Source organism: Nostoc linckia z4 (genome assembly GCF_002608075.1).
Taxonomy (GTDB): domain Bacteria; phylum Cyanobacteriota; class Cyanobacteriia; order Cyanobacteriales; family Nostocaceae; genus Nostoc; species Nostoc linckia.
Genome location: NZ_LAHA01000054.1, coordinates 1 through 23,334 on the forward strand (window position 1 = coordinate 1; position 23,334 = coordinate 23,334).

The 23,334-nt window shown below is 38.8% G+C and carries 22 protein-coding genes; 8 read left to right on the plus strand and 14 right to left on the minus strand.

The genetic code is table 11. The annotated features are described in order from the left end of the window. Nucleotides 1-95: 95 nt before the first annotated feature. The 5 genes from VF06_RS29775 to dndE form a co-directional block, all read right to left on the minus strand. Entirely contained in the window at nt 96-500 is a 405-nt protein-coding gene (locus tag VF06_RS29775) for an ABC transporter permease (protein ID WP_099071136.1), read from the minus strand. Next, a complete protein-coding gene (locus tag VF06_RS29780; RefSeq protein ID WP_180267806.1) occupies nt 485-1,777 on the minus strand; it encodes an AmpG family muropeptide MFS transporter in 1,293 nt (430 codons plus the stop codon). Before VF06_RS29780 ends, VF06_RS29775 begins: the two co-directional genes overlap by 16 nt. 259 nt (nt 1,778-2,036) lie before the next feature. Beyond that, entirely contained in the window at nt 2,037-2,306 is a 270-nt protein-coding gene (locus VF06_RS29785; RefSeq protein ID WP_099071137.1) for a hypothetical protein, read from the minus strand. Nucleotides 2,307-2,354: 48 nt separating this feature from the next. Next, complete coding sequence (locus tag VF06_RS29790; protein WP_099071138.1) at nt 2,355-3,812, minus strand: DNA phosphorothioation-associated putative methyltransferase; 1,458 nt, start codon at nt 3,810-3,812, stop codon at nt 2,355-2,357. A gap of 205 nt (nt 3,813-4,017) precedes the next feature. Next, nucleotides 4,018-4,404, minus strand: a complete 387-nt coding sequence (dndE, locus tag VF06_RS29795) for a DNA sulfur modification protein DndE (protein ID WP_099071139.1) — start codon at nt 4,402-4,404, stop codon at nt 4,018-4,020. Nucleotides 4,405-4,742: 338 nt separating this feature from the next. Here dndE and VF06_RS29800 point away from each other — a divergent pair, with 338 nt between their 5' ends. From VF06_RS29800 to brxL, 6 genes are read left to right on the plus strand one after another with little or no spacing between them, the layout of a single operon-like run. Then, nucleotides 4,743-5,567 (plus strand): DUF4007 family protein, encoded by an 825-nt coding sequence (locus VF06_RS29800; RefSeq protein ID WP_099071140.1) that lies wholly within the window; start codon nt 4,743-4,745, stop codon nt 5,565-5,567. Further along, the gene (locus tag VF06_RS29805) at nt 5,557-5,997 is read left to right on the plus strand and encodes a hypothetical protein (protein WP_099071141.1); all 441 of its coding nucleotides are present in this window, start codon (nt 5,557-5,559) and stop codon (nt 5,995-5,997) included. Before VF06_RS29800 ends, VF06_RS29805 begins: the two co-directional genes overlap by 11 nt. 33 nt (nt 5,998-6,030) lie before the next feature. Beyond that, nucleotides 6,031-7,851: a hypothetical protein gene (locus VF06_RS29810; RefSeq protein ID WP_099071142.1), complete on the plus strand. Its 1,821-nt coding sequence runs from the start codon at nt 6,031-6,033 to the stop codon at nt 7,849-7,851. Further along, the gene (locus VF06_RS29815) at nt 7,784-9,853 is read left to right on the plus strand and encodes a coiled-coil domain-containing protein (protein WP_143861795.1); all 2,070 of its coding nucleotides are present in this window, start codon (nt 7,784-7,786) and stop codon (nt 9,851-9,853) included. Before VF06_RS29810 ends, VF06_RS29815 begins: the two co-directional genes overlap by 68 nt. After that, nucleotides 9,846-12,041 (plus strand): hypothetical protein, encoded by a 2,196-nt coding sequence (locus tag VF06_RS29820; RefSeq protein ID WP_099071144.1) that lies wholly within the window; start codon nt 9,846-9,848, stop codon nt 12,039-12,041. Before VF06_RS29815 ends, VF06_RS29820 begins: the two co-directional genes overlap by 8 nt. After that, nucleotides 12,028-13,476, plus strand: a complete 1,449-nt coding sequence (gene brxL / locus VF06_RS29825) for a BREX system Lon protease-like protein BrxL (RefSeq protein WP_099071145.1) — start codon at nt 12,028-12,030, stop codon at nt 13,474-13,476. The genes VF06_RS29820 and brxL overlap by 14 nt, the downstream gene beginning before the upstream one ends. Nucleotides 13,477-13,578: 102 nt before the next feature. Here brxL and dndD read toward each other — a convergent pair whose 3' ends face one another. Both dndD and VF06_RS29835 read right to left on the minus strand, forming a co-directional pair. After that, nucleotides 13,579-15,567, minus strand: coding sequence for a DNA sulfur modification protein DndD (dndD, locus tag VF06_RS29830; RefSeq protein ID WP_099071146.1), 1,989 nt, complete (start codon nt 15,565-15,567; stop codon nt 13,579-13,581). Between the two features lie 113 nt (nt 15,568-15,680). Beyond that, a complete protein-coding gene (locus VF06_RS29835) occupies nt 15,681-15,935 on the minus strand; it encodes a hypothetical protein (protein ID WP_099071147.1) in 255 nt (84 codons plus the stop codon). A 121-nt stretch (nt 15,936-16,056) separates the two neighbouring features. Between VF06_RS29835 and VF06_RS29840 the strand changes: the two genes are divergently transcribed. Continuing rightward, nucleotides 16,057-16,293, plus strand: coding sequence for a helix-turn-helix domain-containing protein (locus VF06_RS29840; RefSeq protein ID WP_099071148.1), 237 nt, complete (start codon nt 16,057-16,059; stop codon nt 16,291-16,293). Here VF06_RS29840 and dndC read toward each other — a convergent pair. Beyond that, the gene (dndC, locus tag VF06_RS29845; protein ID WP_099071149.1) at nt 16,290-17,948 is read right to left on the minus strand and encodes a DNA phosphorothioation system sulfurtransferase DndC; all 1,659 of its coding nucleotides are present in this window, start codon (nt 17,946-17,948) and stop codon (nt 16,290-16,292) included. The two genes, VF06_RS29840 and dndC, sit on opposite strands and share 4 nt — an antisense overlap. Nucleotides 17,949-18,104: 156 nt before the next feature. Here dndC and VF06_RS29850 point away from each other — a divergent pair, with 156 nt between their 5' ends. Next, complete coding sequence (locus tag VF06_RS29850) at nt 18,105-19,703, plus strand: DGQHR domain-containing protein (protein WP_099071150.1); 1,599 nt, start codon at nt 18,105-18,107, stop codon at nt 19,701-19,703. Here the strand turns inward: VF06_RS29850 and VF06_RS29855 are convergent, their stop codons facing one another. From VF06_RS29855 to VF06_RS29880, 6 genes are all read right to left on the minus strand, one after another. Next, on the minus strand, nt 19,704-20,645 hold the full coding sequence (locus VF06_RS29855; RefSeq protein ID WP_099071151.1) for an HNH endonuclease: 942 nt from the start codon (nt 20,643-20,645) through the stop codon (nt 19,704-19,706). 24 nt (nt 20,646-20,669) lie between these two features. Beyond that, a complete protein-coding gene (locus VF06_RS29860; RefSeq protein ID WP_099071152.1) occupies nt 20,670-21,140 on the minus strand; it encodes a DNA phosphorothioation-associated protein 4 in 471 nt (156 codons plus the stop codon). A gap of 68 nt (nt 21,141-21,208) precedes the next feature. After that, a complete protein-coding gene (locus VF06_RS29865; protein ID WP_099071153.1) occupies nt 21,209-21,547 on the minus strand; it encodes a HepT-like ribonuclease domain-containing protein in 339 nt (112 codons plus the stop codon). Beyond that, nucleotides 21,544-21,834 carry a nucleotidyltransferase family protein gene (locus VF06_RS29870; protein ID WP_099071154.1) on the minus strand — a complete coding sequence of 97 codons (291 nt, stop codon included), beginning with the start codon at nt 21,832-21,834 and terminating at the stop codon, nt 21,544-21,546. The genes VF06_RS29865 and VF06_RS29870 overlap by 4 nt, the downstream gene beginning before the upstream one ends. A gap of 111 nt (nt 21,835-21,945) precedes the next feature. Then, the gene (locus VF06_RS29875) at nt 21,946-22,554 is read right to left on the minus strand and encodes a hypothetical protein (protein WP_099071155.1); all 609 of its coding nucleotides are present in this window, start codon (nt 22,552-22,554) and stop codon (nt 21,946-21,948) included. Nucleotides 22,555-22,661: 107 nt separating this feature from the next. After that, entirely contained in the window at nt 22,662-23,231 is a 570-nt protein-coding gene (locus tag VF06_RS29880; protein ID WP_099071156.1) for a Uma2 family endonuclease, read from the minus strand. Between the last annotated feature and the right edge of the window lie 103 nt (nt 23,232-23,334).

The window sequence follows — 23,334 nt, forward strand, 5'->3', positions numbered from 1 at the left end:
TTATTCCTTTTCCCTTTWMCCTTTAACCTTTTCCCTTTAACCTTTTCCCTTTTCCCTTTAACCTTTTCCCCTACCTTCCCATTCGCCATTCCCAATTATCGATCGCCCTCTAAGTCATCAAGCACTCTTTCGCAATACCAATTTTCCGGCATTCCAGGATAAGTTTCTCTTGCCTGTTCAATTAACCTTTCAGCAGCGGCGGTATCGCCGGATAATCTGGCAATTAATCTGTTTTTCAGATAGCTATCAGATACATCTTCTGCTGTTTGGTTTGATATCGGGCGTTCCAGTGATGATGGCTGAGACTGCTCTCTCCGCAATTGCCAAAATAAAACGTAATAAAGCGTACCAAAAATTAAAATTAAGCTGAGGGTTCCAAAAAAAGTTAAGAGGTTAAAGGCTAGAAATCCTAAAACTAACTGCGAGAGAACATACCCAAGTAATAAACCAGTAAGCAAGAGGATGAATGTGCCGACAGCAATAACTACTTGATTCCCCATAAGTCCTCTTCTTCATCGTCAATTCCTGGTCTGGATACTACCGCTGGTTGAGGGTTCCAAGGGGCAAATACTGGCAATAAAAGTAGTCCGGGGATAGCGGCGGCGATGGTGATTAAGAAAAATATAGGCCAACCAGTGCTTTGAGCGATCGCTCCTCCTGGTGCTGCGAGAATATCCCGGCTGACAGCCATTAAGCTAGAAAGCAAAGCATATTGAGTTGCGGAAAACCTCTGGTTACAAAGACTCATCAAAAAGGCAACAAAGGCTGCTGTCCCCAATCCACCACAAAATTGTTCTATGTTGATGGCAAGTACCATAGCTTGGTAATTTTTACCGATATATGCGAGAAAAAAGTAAGCTAAATTACTTACTGCTTGTAGAATACCAAAAACCCAAAGCGATCGATTGATGCCTATGGTACTCAAAATTGAACCACCTGCTAAGGCACCGACAATGGTTGCAATTAATCCCATACCGACTTGAATTGCTCCAATATCGGTTTTGGTGAAACCTGTTTGCAGCAAAAACGGCGTGGTCATATTGCTGAGCAAAGCATCACCCAGTTTATATAGGGTAATGAACACAAGAATTAAAATAGCGTAGAAGATACCTTGACGCCCAAAAAATTCACCAAAAGGTAAGATTACAGCATCAGCTAAAGAAGCGGGAGGGCTAATTTCCTTGGGTTCTGGTGCTAACAAAGTGGCAAAAATACCAATGGACATTATGAGTGCCATCAATAAGTAAACTGACGACCAAGGCATTTTATCGGCAAGTATCAAGGCTAAAGCCCCTGCCACTAACAAGGCAATGCGATAACCCAAGATAAAAACCGCTGCACCAGCCCCCATTTCGAGTTTTTCTAAAATGTCGGTGCGGTAAGCATCACTGGCGATATCTTGAGTTGCACTGATAAAAGCAATGACTATGGCATTGATGGCTAAAAGCTGTAATGCTTGTTTGGGTTGTTGAAAGGCCATAACGGCGATCGCGATTACCAAACACATTTGTGTCAAAATTAACCAACCCCGTCGTCGTCCCAAAACTGGTAGGCTGAACCTGTCTACTAACGGCGACCAGAGAAACTTCAATGAATAAGGCAACCCAGCAAGGCTAAACCAGCCAATAGCGGCTAAATCTACCTTTTCAACCGTCATCCAAGCCTTCAAGGTGTTACCGATTAACAATAAAGGTAAACCCGATGCAAAGCCTAAAAATAATAAAGTCGCCATCTTGCGACTACCGAAAACTTGCAGCAGTGATTTAATTTCCCTCATAGTTTCAAATTTTTGCCTCTTTTGAGGAAATCTCAGTCATGGTAATTGGAGTTTGGTTGAAGAAGAATACAGAATTCAGAATTCAGAATTCAGAATCAAGACGCTCTCTACGAGACGCTACGCGTAGCTTCCTTAAGAGCAAGGGTACGCGGACACGGCTTAGCTGCGCTATCAGTGGGGGATTCTGACCCGCCATTGATTGTTCGCGTAGCGTCTCCCCTTGGGAGAAGACCACCAAATTTTCAATTTGGTGGGGGTCTTAAACCCACTTATTCAGACGCTCGCGGACACGGCTTAGCTGCGCTATCCGCCAGTCGTACAAAATACCCAACTGAATTCTGACGACTGACTCCTGAATTCTGTTTTGATAAAGTACAACAAGGCAATGAATAAATGTATCATTTAAAGTAAAACTTATAAGAATTTGGGCGATGGCAGCAGCAGAAATTGTGTCTGTTTCCTGCAAGCACACCAACTCACCAAGATTTACTTGGTCTAAATCGAAATTCAGGATACCTTTATAGCGCAATAGACTTGGGTTAAGTAACTGCCAATTCAGAAGGCAGATGGTTGATGATTAACTTTCGGCAATTGGATAAACCTGATGTCCCCTGATTTGTACTTTGTGTGCAGCTAGGCATTTTTCCCAACCTTCACGAGTACCGATATCGCTTTTGGCTTTGAGTAATCCTAATTGTTCTTCTTGTTGGGTGAGTTGAGCAAATTCTTGGTAACGTGGGTATGTATTGGTAACAAATGTTTCTTTTCGGTGCAAAATTGGCGGATTGGCTCTAGTTTCATATTCTCGGTGAGTAACAGCCAGGGTTTTTAAGTCAATACCTATACTTGCTTGTAAAGCTGGATGGGGATTGGTATCAAATTCTGGGTAAAAAAGATAGGATATTTGCGGTTTGTCAATGTGATATTTTATCAACGTGGCTCCATCTACACGGCCAATGGTACGGCTAGCGCAGCCTTCATAAATTCGTAGCAAAGGATCGAGGGCTGCAAGGGCCGAAACATGGACGTAAAGGGCACCACGCGTGCGTTTACCAATTTTGCTTTTTTCGCAAGCAGTTTGAATCACCCCAGTTTTACCTAAACTGAAAAGTTTTTGGTCGGCGACTTGGCAGGCTTCTTCGTAGCTACTAAAAAAAGCTTTGATGTCGTGACGCATTTGGGGTGCTAGCTTCTGCCATGCAGGGCGGCGATCGAAGTGGGTGAGGGCGAGATATACTTGGATATCTAGAGAACGACGATAAGCTATGGCATCCCATTCTGCTTCGTCGGTGGCTTGCAAAACTACGCCAAAGGCACGGCGGAAGTTACCAAATTCTGTTAGTAGTTGTTGTTCGTTTTCCAATTCGCCTTTTACAGGCAACCTACCGCGCTTGGTAAAAAAAGCCATGAGTGGTTGTAGCTGTTCTTGGTAATCTTCAAACCGCTTAGTAGGAATACGGACTCGCGGTGTAGCAGAGGTAGAAAAGAAGCGGATAGCTTTGTAACTTTCTTTTTGGGCTTCATCTCGAAAAACAAAGTACACACCCAACGCTACAGGTACCGCGTCTACATTTAAGACTTCATCAATATAAGTTTTGAGTTCTTCTTGTTCGTAATATTTCTGAAAAGTATTGCGGCGGGTGACAATGCCATCGTTGTAAGCCACTTGGGTTTTACTGGGAGCATTAACTAACACTTGAGCAGCGACAATTAAAACTTGCTGCGCGAGTTCCCAAGCTTGGATGAGACTTTGGCGGCGTTCCTGTGCATCTTCGATGACGTTGAGGACATAGCCCAAATTGACAACATCGGCAGAGGTATGTGGGACATCGGGATAGTAGTAAGGATCCCAGCCGGCGCTGGTGTAGCCCAGATTTGCGACTCGCTGCACATCACCACCGTAGCCGCAACCGTAGTCAAAAAAAGTGGTTTCTTGACGCAGGATTGCCCATTCTATTGCCAATCGCACGGGGCGGGAGATATCATTACGAGCGATCGCGGCTCTATGACGCTCGATTTCTAATGCTTCAGGCATAATATCAGTTAACAGTCAATCGATTTTGGATTTTAAATTTTGGATTTTGGATTGAAACAGATCCCTCTGGGTAGGGGCTTCACGATTTTAAATTTTGGATTTTGGATTTGTTCCGCCCACAAGGGGCAGGGCATGAACCGAAATAATCTAAAATCTAAAATCTAAAATCTAAAATTGGTATGGTTAACAGTTAACTAATATCCTTTCAATCTTTGATGGCTAGTTCTATTAAATCTTCAATTTTCTTGATATTTTGATCGCCTGCTAAGTAACCGATACCGCGATGCAAATGCAAGCGAAATTGGGTGGCGAGGGTTTCTTTATCAGTATCATAGCCATCATTGTGACAGCGTTGTTTGAGGGCGAGGAGGAGAAGATCGGACATTTCGCCGCCGAAGACGCGCCAAGTCATTTCGACGTTGCTATCTTGGGGAATTGGGACGGGCGAAGGTGGAGTTGGTTCTGCGAGGGAACGACAAAATGCCCAACGGCAGAGGATATTCCATTGGTCAATTTTGGTGTTGCGTTTGAGTTTTTGGAGTTGGTCTTTGGCTGTTTGGGAAAGTTTTATTCTTTCGATTGGGGATTCCATGATTAAGATTTTTTAACGCAAAGGGACGCTGAGGTTAGCGCTGAGGTTCGCTGAGGTTTGATAGAGATAATTCGCTAGCTCCTAAAATGATTAGGCGTATCTTCATTGAGAATTGGGAAGGAGTAATTAACAATAGTTAACAGGTTGCGATTACTTTGGTATCGTTTGCATTTATGGATATACAGTATAATTCAGAATTTAGAAGTAAAAAAAGCTGTTTTCTTAGCTTTGAAACCTAGATGTTGTAGTGAAATAATTGTACTTTTGGTGTAAATAAAAGGCTCATAATCAAATACTTAGAGAATATTTATACTAAATTTTAATCTTAACAGGATATTATGGCAAAGTTGCAATTACATTTTAATGGTTCTTTTGCTTTAAAAAAAGATGAAATAAGTAGAGTGCTTTGTGCTGCTGCCCAAGAGAAAGGCTTAAATGATAGCTTGCCAACTTTAATGGAGAAAACAAGTTTAGGTAATGGCAAAGTAGGACGGGTAAAAAGTTGGGCAATACGCGCAGGGTTAATTAATAAAAATCGCCCTAGTCCAGAAGGGGAAATTGTTTTGCGATTAGATCCAGGCTTGGAGTCAAATATTACAGATTGGTTGATGCACTTTTATTTAAGTTTTGGCGATCGCGGTTTACAACCAACACCAGAAAACCCTGCTGATTGGGGTGTATGGACTTACTTTGTATATACATTTCTGCCTCGTTATCCTAAATTTACTAAGGAAGAATTTTTATATCATAGTGCATCGATATTTGAAGAAGAAAGCAAGGTGATTGCTAATAGAATCAATTACATATTACGAGCATATACTGAGTTTACTGCTTTAGCATCCTGCAAGTTTGTGACTCAAGAAAATAATAAATATATTAGTGGATATGCTAATTTACCTAACTCTTATCTATTAGGATACTTCTTAGCGAAATTGTGGGAACGTGACTTTCAAGGTGAAGGTTCCGTTCTCACCGAATCGATTTTGACCCAGAAAATGGGACTTGCTGGCGTACTAGGACTAAAAGCAGAGGCGTTACAAGAACAGCTAAATGCATTGGAAGCTTACGGCATTATCGAACAACGGCGGGCAGTACCTCCTTTTCAAGTGATTCCGCGTTGGGATAAACCCTTGGCACTGCTAGAGAAGGCTTATGGCGGATAAGGATTACTTGCTGCTGGGAGATGCCAGACCCGATGACCGAATTCATCTGCTACTTTGGGACGCACCTGAGGAAACCGAACTAGCGCGTATCGTTCATTACAATAACGCTCATCGGGTCAATTACCGAAAAAATTTGCTACAAAGGATTCATCCGGGAGAAAGTTTTCTTGCTCTTCATCACAATTTAGATATCGAACTCAGTGCTATCAAGTCAATGTGTTCTGGGGTTAGCAAACAGATTGTTTTACTCGAAGGGTTAGACTGTCTGATTACTTATCTGCAAATCACATCTGGCAGTCGCATTACCCTTTTCTGGAAACAACTAGAAGAGACTCGCAAGCTAGAAAAACTTTTGTGGATACTCCTACCCCAACAACTAGCACCGAAAAATTGGCCACCAGAGCGAATTAAGCGTTTTCCTTCAGGATAATCGTCCCTTTGCATTTGCTATTTGAAATTTACTATGCTCCTCAACCAACTTGTTGAAATCAACGAAAAGGGTAGTATTGCCAGTTCCGTAAACTTTGGGATGATGGATGATTCCCAGAAGAATTTGTCTTTGTGCGAAAGTTTTATTTTTAACTACGATTCCACAAAACCTGAGTTATCAACAGTTGGTATTTTGGATGCAGTGCGCCGGAGTTATCATAGTGCAAATCAACCGAATATCCATTTGATGATTCAACAATATGGTAAGGGTAAGTCGCACTTTGCGATCGCCATTGCAAATTTTTTCCAAAAACCCTTCCAAAGTCCAGAAGTGCAAGGTATTTTATCACAAGTAGAAAAGGCGACATCTGGAAAAAATCAGGCTATCTCTGAAGGATTAAAACTGTTTAAACAAAATCAACGCCACCAACATTTACTTATCTGTCTGAGTGGTGATATAGGCGGCGATATCAGGAAGCAATTTTTACAACAACTTGTCAAAAGCTTAGAAGCATCAGGTATTCAAGATTCTTTAGCACAGCATATATGTCGTGAACCTCTACGTTACTTAGAAAATTTGAATCCAGATAACAGGGTAAAGGCAGAGAAATATTTACAAAGTATTGGTAATTCTGATGGTAATTTAAACACCCTCATTCGTTTACTCAAACAAAATAACCCTAGCGTTATATCTACTGTTAAAAAACTTGCTGTTCAAATAACGGGATTCACTCCTGATTTTACTGCCGATATAAATATCCAAGCAATTTTAGAAGACCTGATAAAAAATCATTGCACTGGTGAAAATGCTCACTTCCAAGGAATTTTAATTTTATTTGACGAGTTAAACCGATATCTTAAAGCTTGGGCAGCAGACGATATTGGTGCTGGAGGTACTACACTGCAAAATATTACCAACATTTGTGAAAACTACAAAGGAAAAATAGCTCTGTTAAGTTTCACCCAAATTCATCCCGGTCAAGGAGTTGGAATTTCTGCCAATGCAATACCAGAATACCAAAAGATTGCAACTCGCCTCGCACCAAAAAATGGCACTACTTACGATAACCCTGCTTCTAGTCTAGAACTAGTAGTAGATAGTTTATTGTTATCAAAAAATCAGTCCAGTTGGGAAACATTTACTTCTCGATGGAATAACACCCTCAGAAGAGAAGCTGAAACTGCTTACGAACGAAGAATAAAAATTTATAAAAATAAAGGCTGGTTTTTTCAAGAGTTTTATACTCATTTGTCTGAGGGTTGTTTTCCTCTTCATCCTTTAACAGCATATCTACTGTGCAACCTTGACTTTACTCAAGACCGGACAGTTATCGAGTTTATTAAAGGCTATGTCAAAAATTTTATTGCAACTCAACCTGTAGAAAATGCTGAAAAACCTAATTATATCTATCCCATAGCTTTAGTAGATACCTTTCTAGAAAATTTCTCTAACTACCCTGTGTATAACCAATATAAAAAGGCTGTTGATTTAGTTGCAGGTGCTGATAATGACGATGAGTTAATGGTGATTAAAGCTTTATTTATATATGAAGCTAGTGGAGAAAAACTTACTAAACCAGATAGAGAAGAACATCAAGAGATTCTAATAGCTTTGACAGGTTTATCTAAGTCTAGACTTCAGGCAGCACTGGATAAACTTGAAAAAGAAAGATCCCTAATTTACCAACAACCAGAAATTAAGCTTTATCGTTTCTGGGGACAAATAAACCCTAAAGATATTCAAGAAGAAATTGAGGAAAAAATTAAGTCATTAACAACATCTATTAATGATGTGGTTACTTACTGCGGTGAAATTAATATTCAACTTAGAAGGATTACTACAAAAAAGTGTTGATTTAGAGGATGTTTGGAAAGAACTTTCTACGCCTCCTTTTGGTTATAGCGAGTATAACTTTACTATGTTGCTGGCAGGATGGCTGGCAATTCACCGCAAAGAAGTTAGTTTAAAAGGACGTATCAAACTTACTACTAAAAAAGGAGAGTTAGTTCCTTTAGAAACTAAATCTGTACAGAATTGGGGTAATACTGATATTCTGCAAAACCCCACGGCATTTGTTGAAGAATGGATTATTAAACAAAAGTCTAAACTGATTCGTCGCCAACAAATACAAATGCCGATTCTTCCTACATCGCACATAAACTATGACGAGGCGCAGGAGTATTTAGAGGCGGTTGCTGCTTTTTTAGAGTCTAATGAACCAGATGAGTCAGAAAAAGATGAGTTAAATAGGAATAGAAAGCAGGTGAGTGCTGGGGTTGCTGAAATTAACAAGTGGTTTCAACCAGTGGAAGTAGTAGAAAAATTGGCTGGTGATGTAGAATTGGCAACACTACTACCACTTTATCCGCAATTGTTGAAGCGATCGCCAAACATTTCAATTTTACCAACACAACAACAGAGCGATCGCTGTTCCCAAGCATTACAAATTGTTAGCGATAAAATTGACCAACTTGTAGTAGCCCAAAGTCTACGGGCTGAGTCCCTATCTACCGAACAAGCTTGTAGTGCTTATCAAAGAGAAATTCAACAAATTATTGACCAAATTAACCAAATTGCAGACTTACCTCGCCACCTAATCGACAATTTACAAAATGCCCTGCGTACCAGCAACATCAGATTAACAGACATTAGACAGCAGGCAGAAGCAGGACAAAAGCAAGCTGAAGATACACAACTCATGCAGAATATTCGCAAATCTGCAACGAAAATCAAAACAATTCATCTTTCTCAAGAAGCACTGCAAGAAATTGCAAATTTACAATCTCGCTTCAACTATCCCGATAAATTTGACCAGGAAATCGTTGAACTCGTGCAGTCAATTCAAAACAAAATTGCCGAATATCAGTCTAATTTGATAAATCTTCGTACTCGACTACAGTCGGTCAATAATCTTTCAGATTTGGATGCTATTAATACAGAATATGCCAAACTAGATATTGTCTTTCAAGATTCGGCTAATTACGGAGAATATCAAGAATTACAACCACAAATCCAGAGTTTAAAACATGACCTTGAGCAAATACAAAATCTGGATATTCGCTATCAACAAAGTGATTCTATTGCCAGCTGTAATGATGCTTTAGCTAGAATTGCTAGCCGAGAGTTTAATATTTACAATACTGAACGCTTCCAAGAAAGAATTGCTCAGTTAGAAGCCAATTTTCGGCAAAAAATCCAAGAATATACTGTTGAATTACAAGAATATAAGCATGATTTAGAACATTTAACAACCGTAAAAAATGCCGAAAGACTACACAAAGAGTTACTGAAAAAGTCGTCTCGTTATTCACGTTCGGAAATAGAAACAGAGTATGAAGCAATTACTAGAGAAATACCACTATTAATTGAGTTATTGCAAATAGCCGAATCAACAAAGCTAGAGAATTTAGAAGCTTGTCAAACTCAGCTAGATAAATTACGGGATTGGGAAAATAAGGCTGAAGAACTGAGAGAAAAATATAGCGATCGCCTTTACTCCCTCCATAGAGAAATAGAACAAAAACAAAAAGCTGCTGTCCAGCAATGGGTCAAAGATTTAGAAAATAGTTGCACCGAAATCAACCAATTGTCCGATGATACAGGAAAACTCGAAGCTGTAAATAATTTACTGGAGCAAATTCAAGCTAAAAAAATAGATTATATTCACTTACTTAGTATTCCAGAAACTCAATTATTAGAAAATATAGAGCGTCAATGCATCGAAGAACGGGATAAGGATAGAGTCAATCAAATTTTCGTGCTGTTCCGGCAACTTTCTGATTTACAGCAACAAAATGTCTACCAGGACTTAGGGCAAATACTCTCAGAAAAGACGAGGGTTAATAGGAATGGATGATAAAAATATCATACTAGACCCTACCGGACTCTACGATATTCCCTCAGACTATATCGCTATCACCACAGAAGTGGAATGGATAAAATTCTTTGGTGTTAGTGATTCTCCCTGTTGGGTAAAAGGTCAGCGATTATGCGAATGGGCAAAAACTTGGCTAAGAGTGTGGAATAGGACTGAGGAAATCGCAGAAATTAAGCAACATCCCCGTGACAAACTTAGACAATTGTTTAATTCTGTCCCCTTACCTAATGAGTGGACTGACGAACAAGTATTGATTTTTGCTACCAACTTAGATGCTTATCCCCAAGACAACCCCATTGCCCACTTTTTAGCAAACAACATCACTGATAGTAACGGACAGATATGGTTTGCCGAACCTTCTATTTCACATCTCGCTGCTTGGTTAGCAATTCTAGTACCACAAGAATACCAACCTTTTGAGCAAGTCTGGCAGCAACAGTTTAAAGAACATGAGTTAGCAAACTACTATCAAACTGAAGATAAATTATTGCTTTTGCGTCGCTGGTTAGGCATAGCAAAACCAGTATTCAACGATATTGGCAAATATCCGTTGCCAGTTCCCGACTTACTCAGCCAAGAGTTTGACCGCTACTGGGAACAACTCATCTCCAGCACCGAAGGCAAAGTCCTAGATACCCTAACGCCTACTAACCAAGTAGGCATAGAACGAATAGCCAATAGTGCTTACAAAGTTTTTGGCAACCGACCAAATTGGATTAATCAGGCAAGGGAAGCCAAAGTTACACCCTATCTCAGCTATCAACAGCAGCAAGAATTAAGCTTTAAGCAACCTCCACCCCAACCGCAACCTCTAAGTTTAGATGCTACTCCTGGGCAAGCTTTAGTTTGGGCAACAAAAGATTACCTGCCCTTCCGCTGCTGGGAAGTCATCAAGCAACCTGGTGCTGTACCCAAAATTAGCCAAAGTTTAGCCAATAGCTTTGTTGAGTGGATACTACAGCACTACCCCCAGATGCAGGTAGACTCGGTAGAAAATTCCTACCTCAACTACAGCGTTGCTTCAAAAGTGCAAAATCTTTGTCAAGAAAGTCCTGTGTTTTGGGTTGTGGTTGATGGCTTAGGATGGTTAGATCATTTAGAACTGCTATCTTTACTAACAAATAAATACAAACTCGCTGTAGAAACTGCCATTGAGCCTCGCTTTAGCATCCTACCCACTAAAACAGAATATGCTAAATGGAGCTTATACGCTCAACTTTTGCCTAATGATTCTACTTGGGTTGCTGATGCTGGGAAAGCCTTTGTAAAAATGGGCGTAGGCAAACGTTATACAGACAGACAAGTTGACAAATTGTACAGCGCTTTGAGAAAAAAGACACATCAATTGTATTGCTGGGATACGGATGAGTTCGACAGTCTTTATCACAGTAAAAAAGACTGGCAAAGTCTTTACGAACTCGACCGTCCCCATACTTTAGAAGGTATTGCCAAAAAGATTGATTATTGTTTGCAGCAATACCCCAACCCAGAAGTACTGAGAATAGTTATTGCCAGCGACCACGGTCAGATAATGGGTACTTCCGAAAAAATCACCCACTGCCCCCCAGAACTGGAACCTAAGGGAAGAATGGCGATTGGTAAAACTGATGATAGCAGGTTTGTGGTTTTAGAAGGCGATCGCTACAGTCTTCCCCACGATATTAGTATTGTGAAAAACTCCGCTAGCTTAGGTTCTTTCAGCTACACTAGCAATAAAAAAATTATCGGTTCTCACGGAGGATTATTTCCCGAAGAAGTTGTCGTTGGTGTATCTGTCTTACGAAAATCTATTCAACGTCTTCCTATAATAGTTTTCTGCTGCGGTGAAGGTAAACCAAAACAATCAGGTGAACTAGAAATTACTATAGATAATCCTAACTCAGTGCCGCTAACAAATCTTTGTTTATTTATTCAGGAATTACCTTATTTTCAAGAGGGAAAACCATTACAACAGGAAATTCCAGCTAATCAACGCTATAGTTTCAAAATAACTATTCCTCAAGTGCCAGAATTAACACTAAATCAAGAAAATAACTTATTCATATCTGGTGAATTAACCTTTCGATTTGCCGATACTGAAACTGCAATTGCTACCTTGACTCCTCAATCAAAAATCACCATAAAACAAATATTTAGTAGTGGATTTGATATCAATGAATTCTTATGAAGCGACAACCTACAATAACGATTTAGTGCTTGAGTTTTTCGGAAATCTCTGTATTGATAAAACTAGACTACCATCCAGCGGGCTAAGTTCTATTGGTCTACCTAGCTTTGTTGCTGAATGGTTGCTAGATAAAATTGTTCCTGGTTCTGGAAAACTCACATCAATAGAATTAGAAACAATCAATAACTTTATTAAAAAAGCATTTCCTCGTAAAGATGACCGCAACGAAATTATTTTTGACCTGACTCAGGGAGAAATCCGAAAACTTATTGCCCTCATGCAGGTACGCATTAAATTAGAACAGGGAGGACGAGTAATTCCTGAACCATTGGCACAAATTCCGGCGCTGAATTTAACTGAATGCAGCATTGCTACTGACATTGTAGAACGCTATAAAATACTATTACGCCAAGGAATTTGGGGGAAAATTACTCTGGCTATGCTGACTGATGGCAAAGTAGAAGTGATGGATTTTGAACCCTTCCAATGTTCGCAAGTTGATTTACAAGGTTATGCCGAATGTCGGTCAAAATTTAATACACAACAATGGCGAGATTTAATATTTTGTTCAATGGGTTTTAATCCCCAGCATCCCAGTTATGACCAAGAAGCGAAAACATGGATATTGGCTAGGTTGCTATCATTAGTAGAGTCTAATTATCATATTATAGAACTAGCTCCTAAAGGCACTGGTAAAAGCTTCTTTTTTGAAAATATTAGTAGTAAAGTTACTTTAATTAGCGGTGGTAAAGTTACTCCCGCACAATTGCTTATTAACGGTAGAACTAAAGAAGTTGGATTACTCGGCCGCCATGAAGTTGTGGTTTTAGATGAAGTTCAAAGTTTAACTTTCGATAATCCTGAAGAGGTGATTGGCCCCTTGAAAAATTATCTTGCCAGCGGTCGTTATAATCGTTCTGGTTTTGCCGATATTGCTAGCGATTGCGGGTTAGTGATGTTAGCAAATATCGAATTAGATGAACAATTACAACCACGCAATGAAGATAATTTAATCGCTAACTTGCCGAAGTTTTTTGCTGAAACTGCATTATTAGACAGATTATTGGGAATTATCCCTGGCTGGAAAATTCCTAAATTTCAAAGAGAAATGGTAGCTTCTCAAGTTGGTTTAAAAATGGATTTTTTTGGCGAAGCATTGCTATCTCTACGTCACGATAATCGCTTCATGTCTTACGTACAACAGCATACTAACTTTGAAAAAAATGTTACCATTCGTGACCAGAATGCCATCCTCAAATCAGCATCAGGTTTCTTGAAAATTCTCTATCCCCATTTAGAATTAACATTAATGGATTACGAGCGTGATTGCCTAGAACCTGCTTGTAAATTACGCCAAGCTATCCGCAATTCACTATATTATCTTGATGATGAATTCAAGCAGCTTGGTAGAGAAATTTATGTAGAAGCAAAATAACAATCAGTTGCAACAGAGTTTTAGTAGTTGGGGTTCATTATATATATTATAAATATCCAGGCTTAACACAATAGCGATCGCTAACTTTTTAACCGATATCCACTACCAAAAATATTGATTTTCTAGTACTGTTGTTTGGCGGGTAGATGAGTCGTATTTAAGGAGATATTCGCGGGCGATCGCTTCATTTTTCCTTAATGTTTCCACTTCCTTTTTACCAATTTCAGTATCGGTAGAAAGGAGAATTACTTGATGGCTGGCGGCGGGGAAGTAATTTTCTACTAGGTTGTTGCGGTGGGAAGAGTCGAGTCTGCCGAGGGGTGTGTCGATGGCTACAGGTAAGCGCAGTCCAGAGACTTTGGCTAAACCCCAGAGAAAGGCGATCGCTAGGAGTTGTTTTTCACCAGCCGAAAGGCGATGTTTAGGAACTGGTTTCCCATCGAAATCAAATAAAGACAAGGCAAAGGTTTTAGTATCAATAGCGATGCGAAATACTAAATCCGATTTATGCAATAGGTAAAGGAAACAATTCTTCACTTCTTCCTCTAATTTATTGAGTTTTCGCAGAGTTAATTTTTCTCGAAAAACCTTAAGTGTTTCTTGAACTTTAGAGGCTGAGGTAATGATATGTTCCCTATTTTTATGGTCTATATTTTTGTCAGTATAATCTTTTAATTCTTTTTTGGTGATTTCAATTGCATCTGCTAATACCGCTAATTTCTGACGCGTCGTTTCGTAATTTGCTTTAGCTTGTACAACTTCATTTTGTGCTGCGTCCACAGCATGACGCAGCTTTTGATAAGCTTCTGGTTCTGCTGCTGTCTGCACTTGTCTTTCTAAGGTAATAATTTCTTCTTCTAGATTCTTGAGATTAGCTAATTTCTGTTGTGCTATATTGCGAGCATTTTGTAAATGATATCTCACATTATCTAGTTGACTTAAACTTTCCTCATCAGCTAATAACCAAGGTGCTTCAGCTTGAAGCGAACTGGCATATAAATTATCTATATCTGCTGTTAAGAATGATTGAATTTTGTCAATTTTTGTGGAGGCGATCGCTAACTGATTTAGCCATTCAAGCAAGCGTTTATCTCGCTCAAGCAAAACATCTTTAGCAAGTTGTACCTGCTGATTCCGAAATTCATTTGCTCCCTGTAATTCTACCTGAGTTAATAAATTAGGAATTAATGCCAAAGGTAAAATATCAGCAGCTAATTCACACAATGATTGCCTAATTGTTTCTAATGCAGTAGTTTTTTCTTTTTGTTTTTCTTCTAGCTGACTGCGTTCTCCAGCGATTTTACCACCCTCAGATACAAATTTATCTAAGGCTTCTCTTTGGATAGTCTCTAATTCTTCAACTTGATTTTTAAAACTAGCTAATTCTTGTTCTGTTGTTTGATAATCTTCTTGCTGTTGTAATAACCTTTTTTCAATTTGTTCTAGATTGGCTAAATCTTTGGTATCAGCCATTTCTCTACGCTTCCGGTTGACTAATACCTCCAAATCAAGTGCTAATTTATCTGCCAACTCTAGACCTAATAATCCGCGAATAGCTTCAATAACAAGTTGTGGTGGCGTTTCTTGTTCTGCCAGTTCTTTAACTTGTTCGCCATCAAATAAAAATAAATTAGAAATCCCCAAAGGTAGTAGATTTTCTATATAGTCGTCCCAAGTATTCACCAAAGATTCAACAGGCCAAGTATCGTCATCGCCTAAAATTCCTAGAGCATCTTTACCATCTTTAGGATTTTTTTCCCAAGTTCTAACAATACGATATTTTATTGGTTTATCGTCTTCAATGTGTTCAAAGAGTAGCTCAATTCGGGTCTTTTCAGCAGGGTTGGCTTTACTATTAACACATTGATTTAAAAAATCACTATAACTCAGATTACCACGTGTTGAACATTGGGCGCGTTGTCCATATAGGGCAAGACGAATAGCATCCATGAGAGTAGTTTTTCCGCCGCCATTCATACCGCCTAATAAGAGAATTGGGCGCGGATTTTCCTCAGTTCTTGGGTCAAGATTAATTACTTGTCTGCCAGAGTAAGGGCCAAAATTTTGTAATACGAGTTCGAGAAATATCATTGGTCGTTATAGATAAAATATAGGTCGAGATGGGCTACGAGATCCCCGACTTCTTGAAGAAGTCGGGGATCTGACCACTCCCACTTCTTAAAATTAATGCGATGAACCACTAATTAGTTTGCCAGAATGTGCCTAGTTAAAATACTCATAACTTCACCAGGGTTAGAACTAGGTAATAAAGGACTCCACTCGTTAACTTGGGCGAAACCAAGTTTGTATAAAGTCAGAATTGTGTTGTTAACACCTCTTTTAGAACCATAAATTACTACTTTTACAGACTCTCTATCTGCGGTTATTTCTGTAGAGTCGTTGGTGGAAACAAGCGGCGTGGTGGTTTGAAAAGTTTCTGCTAGAAAGCTTGTATTCATTGGAATTTACCTGTTTGTTGATAAACTGCGCTGTTACATAAACGTAACAAGATTATCTTACACTGTTTGTTACATATACAGAACATTTACTAGGTTATAAGCCTTTGACAAAATCAAAGGCATGGGAAAAGCAGGAAAAGCGCTAAAACAGGTGTTGGAAATCTACGGCATCAGCCAAAACAAGTTAGCAGTGACAATGGGAACAGGACGGCCAAACGTTCACCGATGGGTTAATGAGATGACAGACCCTGTTGCTGATACGCTGTTAGAAATTCGTGATGCACTCAAGAAAATTAATCCCTCCGCAGCCGAGGAGTTTATCAGGCTGTACTTAGGAGATGATAATGAGCAAGCTTAAGGCTTTGCCTGTTTATTTTTAAATTTCACATTTGCCCAAGTCTTGTCATTGTCAGCAGATTTTGTAGTATTTGTTGTGTCAATTTGTGTATCGGGTCTAATTGTTTGTTCCTCTGGTGCCACAAAATCTGCTAAAGTTAGCTGCTTGACTTTTTCAATATCACCTTGTTCAACTGCTGTTTTCAAATCTCGTTTTAGGTGAGCATTTTTCACTGCTTCATCTTTAGAACGAGAACTGGTAGTAAAGCATTTTTCTAAACTTTCGTAAATTCCTATACGACGCGACATTTTTCTAAATTGGCGTTCTGTGTCTAAAAGTTTCGCCATCAGTTCTAAGTGCATTTCATCATCTGCACAGACTTCTTCTAACACAGCCCATTCATCGCTACCTAATAAGCTAAGGTCAGCACCTGGACGCGGGTCTTTAAATTCTTCACCTGTAATTTGTTGATAAATCCGAGGTAAGCTATCGTCAAACTCGTGTTTTTCTTCTAACCAAATTCGGCGAATTTCACTCAATTCTTCCAGAGAAATGAGGGTTATATCGCGCATATTTTCCGGTGCTGTTTGACGAATTTTTGTTTGTGCTTCTAAAAGTCGTCTTAATAAATGTTCGCGCCAAGATTTAACGTAAGGGCCTGGTATTGGTTCAATAGAAATTTCTCCATCCAAGTTACGCTCAAACAGTTGGACTTCTCCCCAAATGCGGCGGAAGTCTCGTTTCTCACGGTCATTATCAATATTTAATTCCTCTAAGCGAATATCAATCAGAGGTTGTAACCATTCTTTTTCCTCATCATTTTGAATCATCGCTTGCATAGACCTATCACTATTAACTAACGTGCAAACCCAGCATCCAAAACGAGAGCTACCACAACTAGGGGTAGAAGTATCAACAACTAAAGGACATTCATTATCTGCTGTTGCACCTCGATACATCGCAAATAAATCTTTGTTGCTGTATCCCCAAGGATTATCCCATTGCATTAAATACAGCCAAACTTCATCAGTGCGCCAATCTTCTATAGGAGTATATAGCAATGAGTTAACAAGACTAGGATGAGGACTAAGGCGTTCGCGTACTCTACCAATCTCACGTTTTGACATGATAGCAGCACGATTTACACTTTCAGTTTTGCGAGTTCCTAATAAAACAATTGTTTCGCCGCTAGCTCTGATAACATTACGAATAAAAAGGTTAGATGGGTCAATTTTCAATCGTCCAGTACACCAACGAAATTTATGACGCGGCGCTGGGTAGCCTTTGCCAATTAAACCTACCCAATATGTTTGTTTAATCTCTGGTTGTAATAAATGTGGTTCCACTGGCATCTTTTGGTCTTGAGCTGCTATTTTCATTTGCTCTAGTGAATTACGTACCCAAGCAGCTACATAAGGATTCTCTACACCTGTATCAGTTGTAATGATATGAATTGGCTTAGTTCGCTTTTCCGGCGGTAGCCCCAATATCGCATTCCAAACCAGCTGTAAAGTCGCCGTGCTGTCCTTGCCGCCCGAATAACCAACAACCCAAGGTATCGCATCTAAACAATACAATTCTTGAATTTCAGTGGTAAGAACTTGGATATACTCCACTAACTCTGCTACAGTACGTGTCTGCTGGCCTTTATTTTCTGGTTGTTGTGCTTCAGTCATTGCTTCTTACCTCTGGACATTTGGGCGTTACCGCTTTTTTTTACCCCAGTGTGTGGAATGCGCGGGTTACCAAAAAGTTTTTAAAAACTGATTTATTAGTATCTAACTTTTTGGACAATATAGCTACCTTACAAGAGTAAGTTTTTAAAAATTAATATGAGAGACATTGCATCTGACCTAACTGCTGATATTGCAAGAGAGTACCTAGAGAGAGAAAACAAGGAAAAAGAGGTACTAGCTTTACTTCTAGAGAAATTTTTAGAAAAAAAAGACCAAATTCTCGTTCAAAAAACTGAGATGGGCGGAAGTGAAGCTTATGTTGGTTCTGTCACCCTAGAATGGTTTGCCGGCCGAGTGCATTTTGCTTCTGGTTTACCTCTGCTACAAAAAAAGTACAATCCACAGACTGGTAACATCGAAATTGATGCGGATAGTATCGATGAAATTCAACAACGTCCCATTGACTGGTCGCGTCAAGCACCCTTAGTTCAGTATTTAGCTGCGAGAAAAAATCATAAGTTTCCAGCAGTGCTAGTAGTAATTAATCAACCTTGGGTGGATGACCCTAAAGCATCTGAGTGGGGTAGTGAGGAACGCGCCACAAAGTCTACTACCGATTTTACGCCTCTAGATAAAGATGGTAAGGTCGGCTTACTCAATGTTTCTGAAGAGAATGTAACCATTTATGCCCTAGATGGTCAACATCGGCTGATGGGAGTTCAGGGTTTAATGGAGTTAATTAAAACTGGCAAACTCCAGCGATATAAAAAGGATAAAACTGCTGATGATAGTTTTATTACTGTGTCAGATTTGATAAATCAATATCAAGTAGATTCTGCTTATTTACAAAGCTTACCTAAAGAAAAAATTGGTATTGAGTTCATTTGTGCAGTTAATTCTGGGGAGACTCGTAACCAAGCTAGAAGAAGGGTGAGGTCTATTTTTGTCCATGTCAACCTGATGGCTGCACCTTTAACTAAGGGTCAATTAGCACAGTTAAATGAAGATGATGGTTTTTCTATTGTGGCTAGAAAAATTGCAGTGACTCACCCACTTTTAGAACAACGTCCAAATCGTAACCCGCGTGTTAATTGGAATAGTGCAACTGTAGCGGCGAATTCTACAGTTTTGACGACACTGCAAGCGCTACAAGATATGTCTGAGCGATATTTAGGTCAAAAATTCCCACACTGGAAACCATTGGAAAAAGGTTTAATTCCTATGCGTCCAGAAAACGAAGAAATTGAGGAAGGAATTGAGGAATTTAAAAAGCTTTTTGATAACTTGGCTAATTTACCTAGTTATAAAATTTTGGAACATGAAGATACGCCTATTTTGCGAAGGTTCAGCTTTGAAAAGGGTGGCGGTGAAGCAAATATACTTTTCCGCCCTGTAGCGCAAGTTGCTTTAGCACAAGCCTTAGGATTTTTAGTATTTAAAAAAGGTCTTTCTATAACCAGCATTTTTAAGAAGTTGCGAAAGTTTGACCAGCAAGGTGGTTTTACTGGTATGGAATATCCTCAATCTCTTTGGTATGGGGTTTTATATGACCCTAATAAAAAGCGAGTGCAGGTTTCTGGAAAAGAATTAGCAACAAAGTTATTAATTTACATCCTTGGTGGAATTGAAGATTCAATGGAACGTGCTGAACTGCGTAAGGCTTTGGCTAATGCTAGGACTGTGGAAAATAAAACAATTAGTTTTGATGGTGAATTTGTGGAACTAAAAGAAGTGGGACTTCCAGCCGTGTTGTAGTTAACCTTGAAATATATTTTGGCGATGCCATTGCAATGCTTCTAGTTCTGGAAAGTATTGCTCTTTATTTGGTAGCAGTAGTCTTTCACCATGAAAGTCTTTCATTGGTTTAGTATGGGGAGATATTTCTTCTAATTCTCTACTAATAATGATTTTATACTGCTCATCAGCAGTAAACCAACCACGGTCAAAAGCCCAATGGTGATTCTTGCAAAGAGCAATACCATTATTGATTCTGCTGTCATAAAATTGTGCAAATGGTTTGATATGTGCGCCATCTACAATATTTTTATTTACGCCTTTAGTTACTCTAATACCGCAAAAAGCACATTTGGAATCATATACACGAACAATAGTTTTTCGGAAAAAAGCATTCCTAATTACTGCCTTTCTAATACCCCATCTTGGATTACTATCTAAGTTGGTTGAGGCAGCTAATTTTTGTGTAGCTAAGTCATCTTGTTGAAAAGATTCGTTTATTTGCAAAATATCGTCAAATACATCTTGCTGTTCTTGAAAAAAAGTTGTTACGAGTGAATCAATCAATTCTTGCCTTGAAAATTCATCTTGTAAAAAATTAAATAGTTCATTATCAAGATAAGCATATTCAACAGCCTCTTTCAGCTTGTTAGTTGTTTTCGGCTGTAGCCCCTTAAATTCCGGCTGAAATACTAAGTGCCAAAACCCATCACTTTGTAGATGAAAGAATGGATAGTGTAAACCACCTTTATAGGATTTAGAACCTAAAACACTCCAGTATTTCTCAAATGTTTGAATTAATTCTTCTGAAACTGGAATTCGGTTATCATTAATAACTCCTCGTGTAACCAAATCAATAGCAGTTAAAACCAATATTGGTTTATAGTGAGCATTACCACGCTTACTACTACTACTTACATTTAATTGAGAAAAAGATTTATAGTAATAATCTAATGTTTTCATAATTATTTAAATAAATATTAAAAATTAACTTAAAAATCTGCTAAGGTCAAATTCTTCATCTATCGATTCTTTATTATCTTTTTCTGCAATTAAGAATAAAAGAATACGCTCTGAATAATCCACGGCTCCACGTAATTCGGTTTGTAAAATTTCTAGCCCTCCATTGGCGTATTCTTCAAAAATTTGAGTGCGTTTATCTTCATATTCTTCTTCTTGTGAAGAAATAATTTCTATATCTTGTGTTTCATTAATTCCCAACAATTTAATTATTAGTTCATGTCCCAAAGAGACAAAATTTTCTTGTGGAATAGGAGAAGGTTCTCGTTTGGTAGTTTCGCCTAAAGGTATACGCTTTTTATATCTAACGCCTAAAGCAGCAGCAAATACCATTACTTCTACATAAGTTTGAAAAGGCCCTGTTGTGTCTTTTGATGCAACTAAGGATTTGACTAACTCGGCTTTATCTTTAGCAACCTTGATTCTATTCGCAGCCATTGACTTTAATATGTACTGTGTAGCTATATTAACCGAAAGCTATAAGCGATGCCTACAGCCTTTTTGCGCTACATACCTAAATCTTTTAAAATCATCTGAATATTTGCTTTCAAAGCTGGTAAATCACGCTCAATAATTCCCCAAACATCATCATAATCGACTCGTAGATAGTCGTGAATTAGCACATCTCTAAATCCAGCTATACGCTTCCATTGCACATCAGGATAACTTTGCCTTAAATCCTGAGATATTCTTTTAGTTGCTTCACCAATAATCTCAAAATTTCTGACCACAGCATCTTGAATTATTTTTGTTTGGATAAAAGCGTCTCTACCATCACGGGTGTATTCTTCTATCCTCTCAATACATTCTGCAATATCCAGTAAATAACGCTTTTCGTCTCTCATAGTGTTACAGCTTCATTTAACACTTTTTCTCTAATTAATTCATGTAAATTATTAGGCTTGGCTACATCAACTTTACGGTTTAACAACTCCTCTAAATCTTGCATTAACGCAATACGGTCTAACAAATTACGTCCTGGTTCAAGTTCTACCAAAAAATCTACATCACTATCCGGTGTTGCTTCTCCTCTAGCAACTGAACCAAATACTCGCACGTTATACGCGCCATATTTAGCGGCTATTTTTAATATCTCTTCCCGAAATGGTAGTAATAATTCCTTAATTCCCATAATCTAAATCCTGAAAATTACAGCTAATTTATACTTATATTTTCGCAGTTTCAGTCAACTGCTGCTCTAATTTTTTAGTTAGATGCAACATTTTCTTTTCAAATATTTCACCTAGCTCAAACTAATACCAAAGAGAGCAGAAAGCACCAAATTCAAATCGCTAGGAACGGCGTATGTGTTGATATCTTTGTGAATTATTTTTTCTTGGCGTTGAAAAATTCCAAATTTCCAGGTATCCCCTGTTGTGACGGTACCATAAAGCATGGGAACTGTTGAATCAGTCCATTGGTCGAGGGCAATTAATTCTACTGCTAACTGGGTAAAACCTCTTGCTAAATCTGCATTTTTAGCTTCAATTACTAATAAATTTTGCGGTGTAGGAATGAAATAATCAAAACTGCCTTTGAGCCAATTGCTAACTCGCACAGGATATTCAATTTTGAGTGGTGCTTGAATGAACTTGCAAACTGTTTTGAGAATGGGAAATATCAGTGCTTCGCGTCTAGCCATTTCGGAAGCAGGATCTACCAAGGTGAGATTTTCTTGTAGTTCTGTTCTCAGTGGTTCGGGATCTATTGGTAACTTTTGTGGAAGTTGGAGTGAGGTATTGTTGAGGGTAACACCAAATTCAGCTAGGATATCGGCGCTATCGTAGGCTAATTCGGCATATTTGCTGAAGGTATAACTCTCGGATGGATCGAGAATTTTGGCTCTGCTCATGATGATAGCGATCGCCCACACATAGTGACGAATAATGTTAAATATAATTGTACTTGTGTTGAGCGTTTGTTACTGGGCAATTAATTTAGGCTTCATTTCTCCAAAACTTAGATTGGAAACTGCACATCTTCATAAACTAAAGATATGGGAAAGCGAAAATCAACACTGGTTAAATGAACTTCATTCCCCTCTTCATAGGGATGTAACTCCCAAATTCCTCTATCATTTAGCCGGAAGCAATCTAAACTCATCTTTTCAGCATCAATCAGAACATATTCTTGTAAAGTCTGGATGCGGCGATACTGCATAAATTTTTTGCCTCTGTCGTAAGCTTCTGTACTCGGAGAGAGGACTTCGACAATTAGACAAGGATACTGAATAAATTGAATAGCTTGTCTATCTCGTTCATCACAACTCACTACAACATCCGGGTAGTGAAACGGCCCGTTCTCAGTTACAGCTACTTTTGCATCTGCCATAAAGGCGCGACATGGGCTTCCCCGAAGGTGACTTTTTAATGCTGATGCCAAGTTTAGAGCAATACTAGTATGGGGAATAGTACCCCCAGTCATGGCGAAGACTTCGCCATTAATGTATTCGTATTTGATATCTTGCCTTTCTTCCCATTCCAAGTATTCTTGGGGAGACATATACTTTCGGTTTGAATTAGCAATCATAACCATATCTCTTATCAAAGGTTGCTTTTTCAACTTTAACTTTTTTGGGTAGTAACTTTATGCACAGAAAAAACTGTTGTACCAAGAAACAACAGTTTTCTCT

Bases quoted from the DNA above. Each gene is read 5' to 3' on its own strand.
- brxL (WP_099071145.1), top strand. From the start codon at position 12,028: ATGAATTCTTATGAAGCGACAACCTACAATAACGATTTAGTGCTTGAG.
- VF06_RS29860 (WP_099071152.1), bottom strand. From the start codon at position 21,140: ATGGCTGCGAATAGAATCAAGGTTGCTAAAGATAAAGCCGAGTTAGTC.
- VF06_RS29810 (WP_099071142.1), top strand. From the start codon at position 6,031: ATGCTCCTCAACCAACTTGTTGAAATCAACGAAAAGGGTAGTATTGCC.
- VF06_RS29835 (WP_099071147.1), bottom strand. From the start codon at position 15,935: ATGAATACAAGCTTTCTAGCAGAAACTTTTCAAACCACCACGCCGCTT.
- VF06_RS29800 (WP_099071140.1), top strand. From the start codon at position 4,743: ATGGCAAAGTTGCAATTACATTTTAATGGTTCTTTTGCTTTAAAAAAA.
- VF06_RS29865 (WP_099071153.1), bottom strand. From the start codon at position 21,547: ATGAGAGACGAAAAGCGTTATTTACTGGATATTGCAGAATGTATTGAG.
- VF06_RS29870 (WP_099071154.1), bottom strand. From the start codon at position 21,834: ATGGGAATTAAGGAATTATTACTACCATTTCGGGAAGAGATATTAAAA.
- VF06_RS29805 (WP_099071141.1), top strand. From the start codon at position 5,557: ATGGCGGATAAGGATTACTTGCTGCTGGGAGATGCCAGACCCGATGAC.
- dndE (WP_099071139.1), bottom strand. From the start codon at position 4,404: ATGGAATCCCCAATCGAAAGAATAAAACTTTCCCAAACAGCCAAAGAC.
- VF06_RS29780 (WP_180267806.1), bottom strand. From the start codon at position 1,777: ATGAGGGAAATTAAATCACTGCTGCAAGTTTTCGGTAGTCGCAAGATG.
- VF06_RS29790 (WP_099071138.1), bottom strand. From the start codon at position 3,812: ATGCCTGAAGCATTAGAAATCGAGCGTCATAGAGCCGCGATCGCTCGT.
- VF06_RS29775 (WP_099071136.1), bottom strand. From the start codon at position 500: ATGGGGAATCAAGTAGTTATTGCTGTCGGCACATTCATCCTCTTGCTT.
- dndD (WP_099071146.1), bottom strand. From the start codon at position 15,567: ATGATATTTCTCGAACTCGTATTACAAAATTTTGGCCCTTACTCTGGC.
- dndC (WP_099071149.1), bottom strand. From the start codon at position 17,948: ATGACTGAAGCACAACAACCAGAAAATAAAGGCCAGCAGACACGTACT.
- VF06_RS29815 (WP_143861795.1), top strand. From the start codon at position 7,784: ATGATGTGGTTACTTACTGCGGTGAAATTAATATTCAACTTAGAAGGA.
- VF06_RS29850 (WP_099071150.1), top strand. From the start codon at position 18,105: ATGAGAGACATTGCATCTGACCTAACTGCTGATATTGCAAGAGAGTAC.
- VF06_RS29840 (WP_099071148.1), top strand. From the start codon at position 16,057: ATGGGAAAAGCAGGAAAAGCGCTAAAACAGGTGTTGGAAATCTACGGC.
- VF06_RS29855 (WP_099071151.1), bottom strand. From the start codon at position 20,645: ATGAAAACATTAGATTATTACTATAAATCTTTTTCTCAATTAAATGTA.
- VF06_RS29820 (WP_099071144.1), top strand. From the start codon at position 9,846: ATGGATGATAAAAATATCATACTAGACCCTACCGGACTCTACGATATT.
- VF06_RS29875 (WP_099071155.1), bottom strand. From the start codon at position 22,554: ATGAGCAGAGCCAAAATTCTCGATCCATCCGAGAGTTATACCTTCAGC.
- VF06_RS29880 (WP_099071156.1), bottom strand. From the start codon at position 23,231: ATGATTGCTAATTCAAACCGAAAGTATATGTCTCCCCAAGAATACTTG.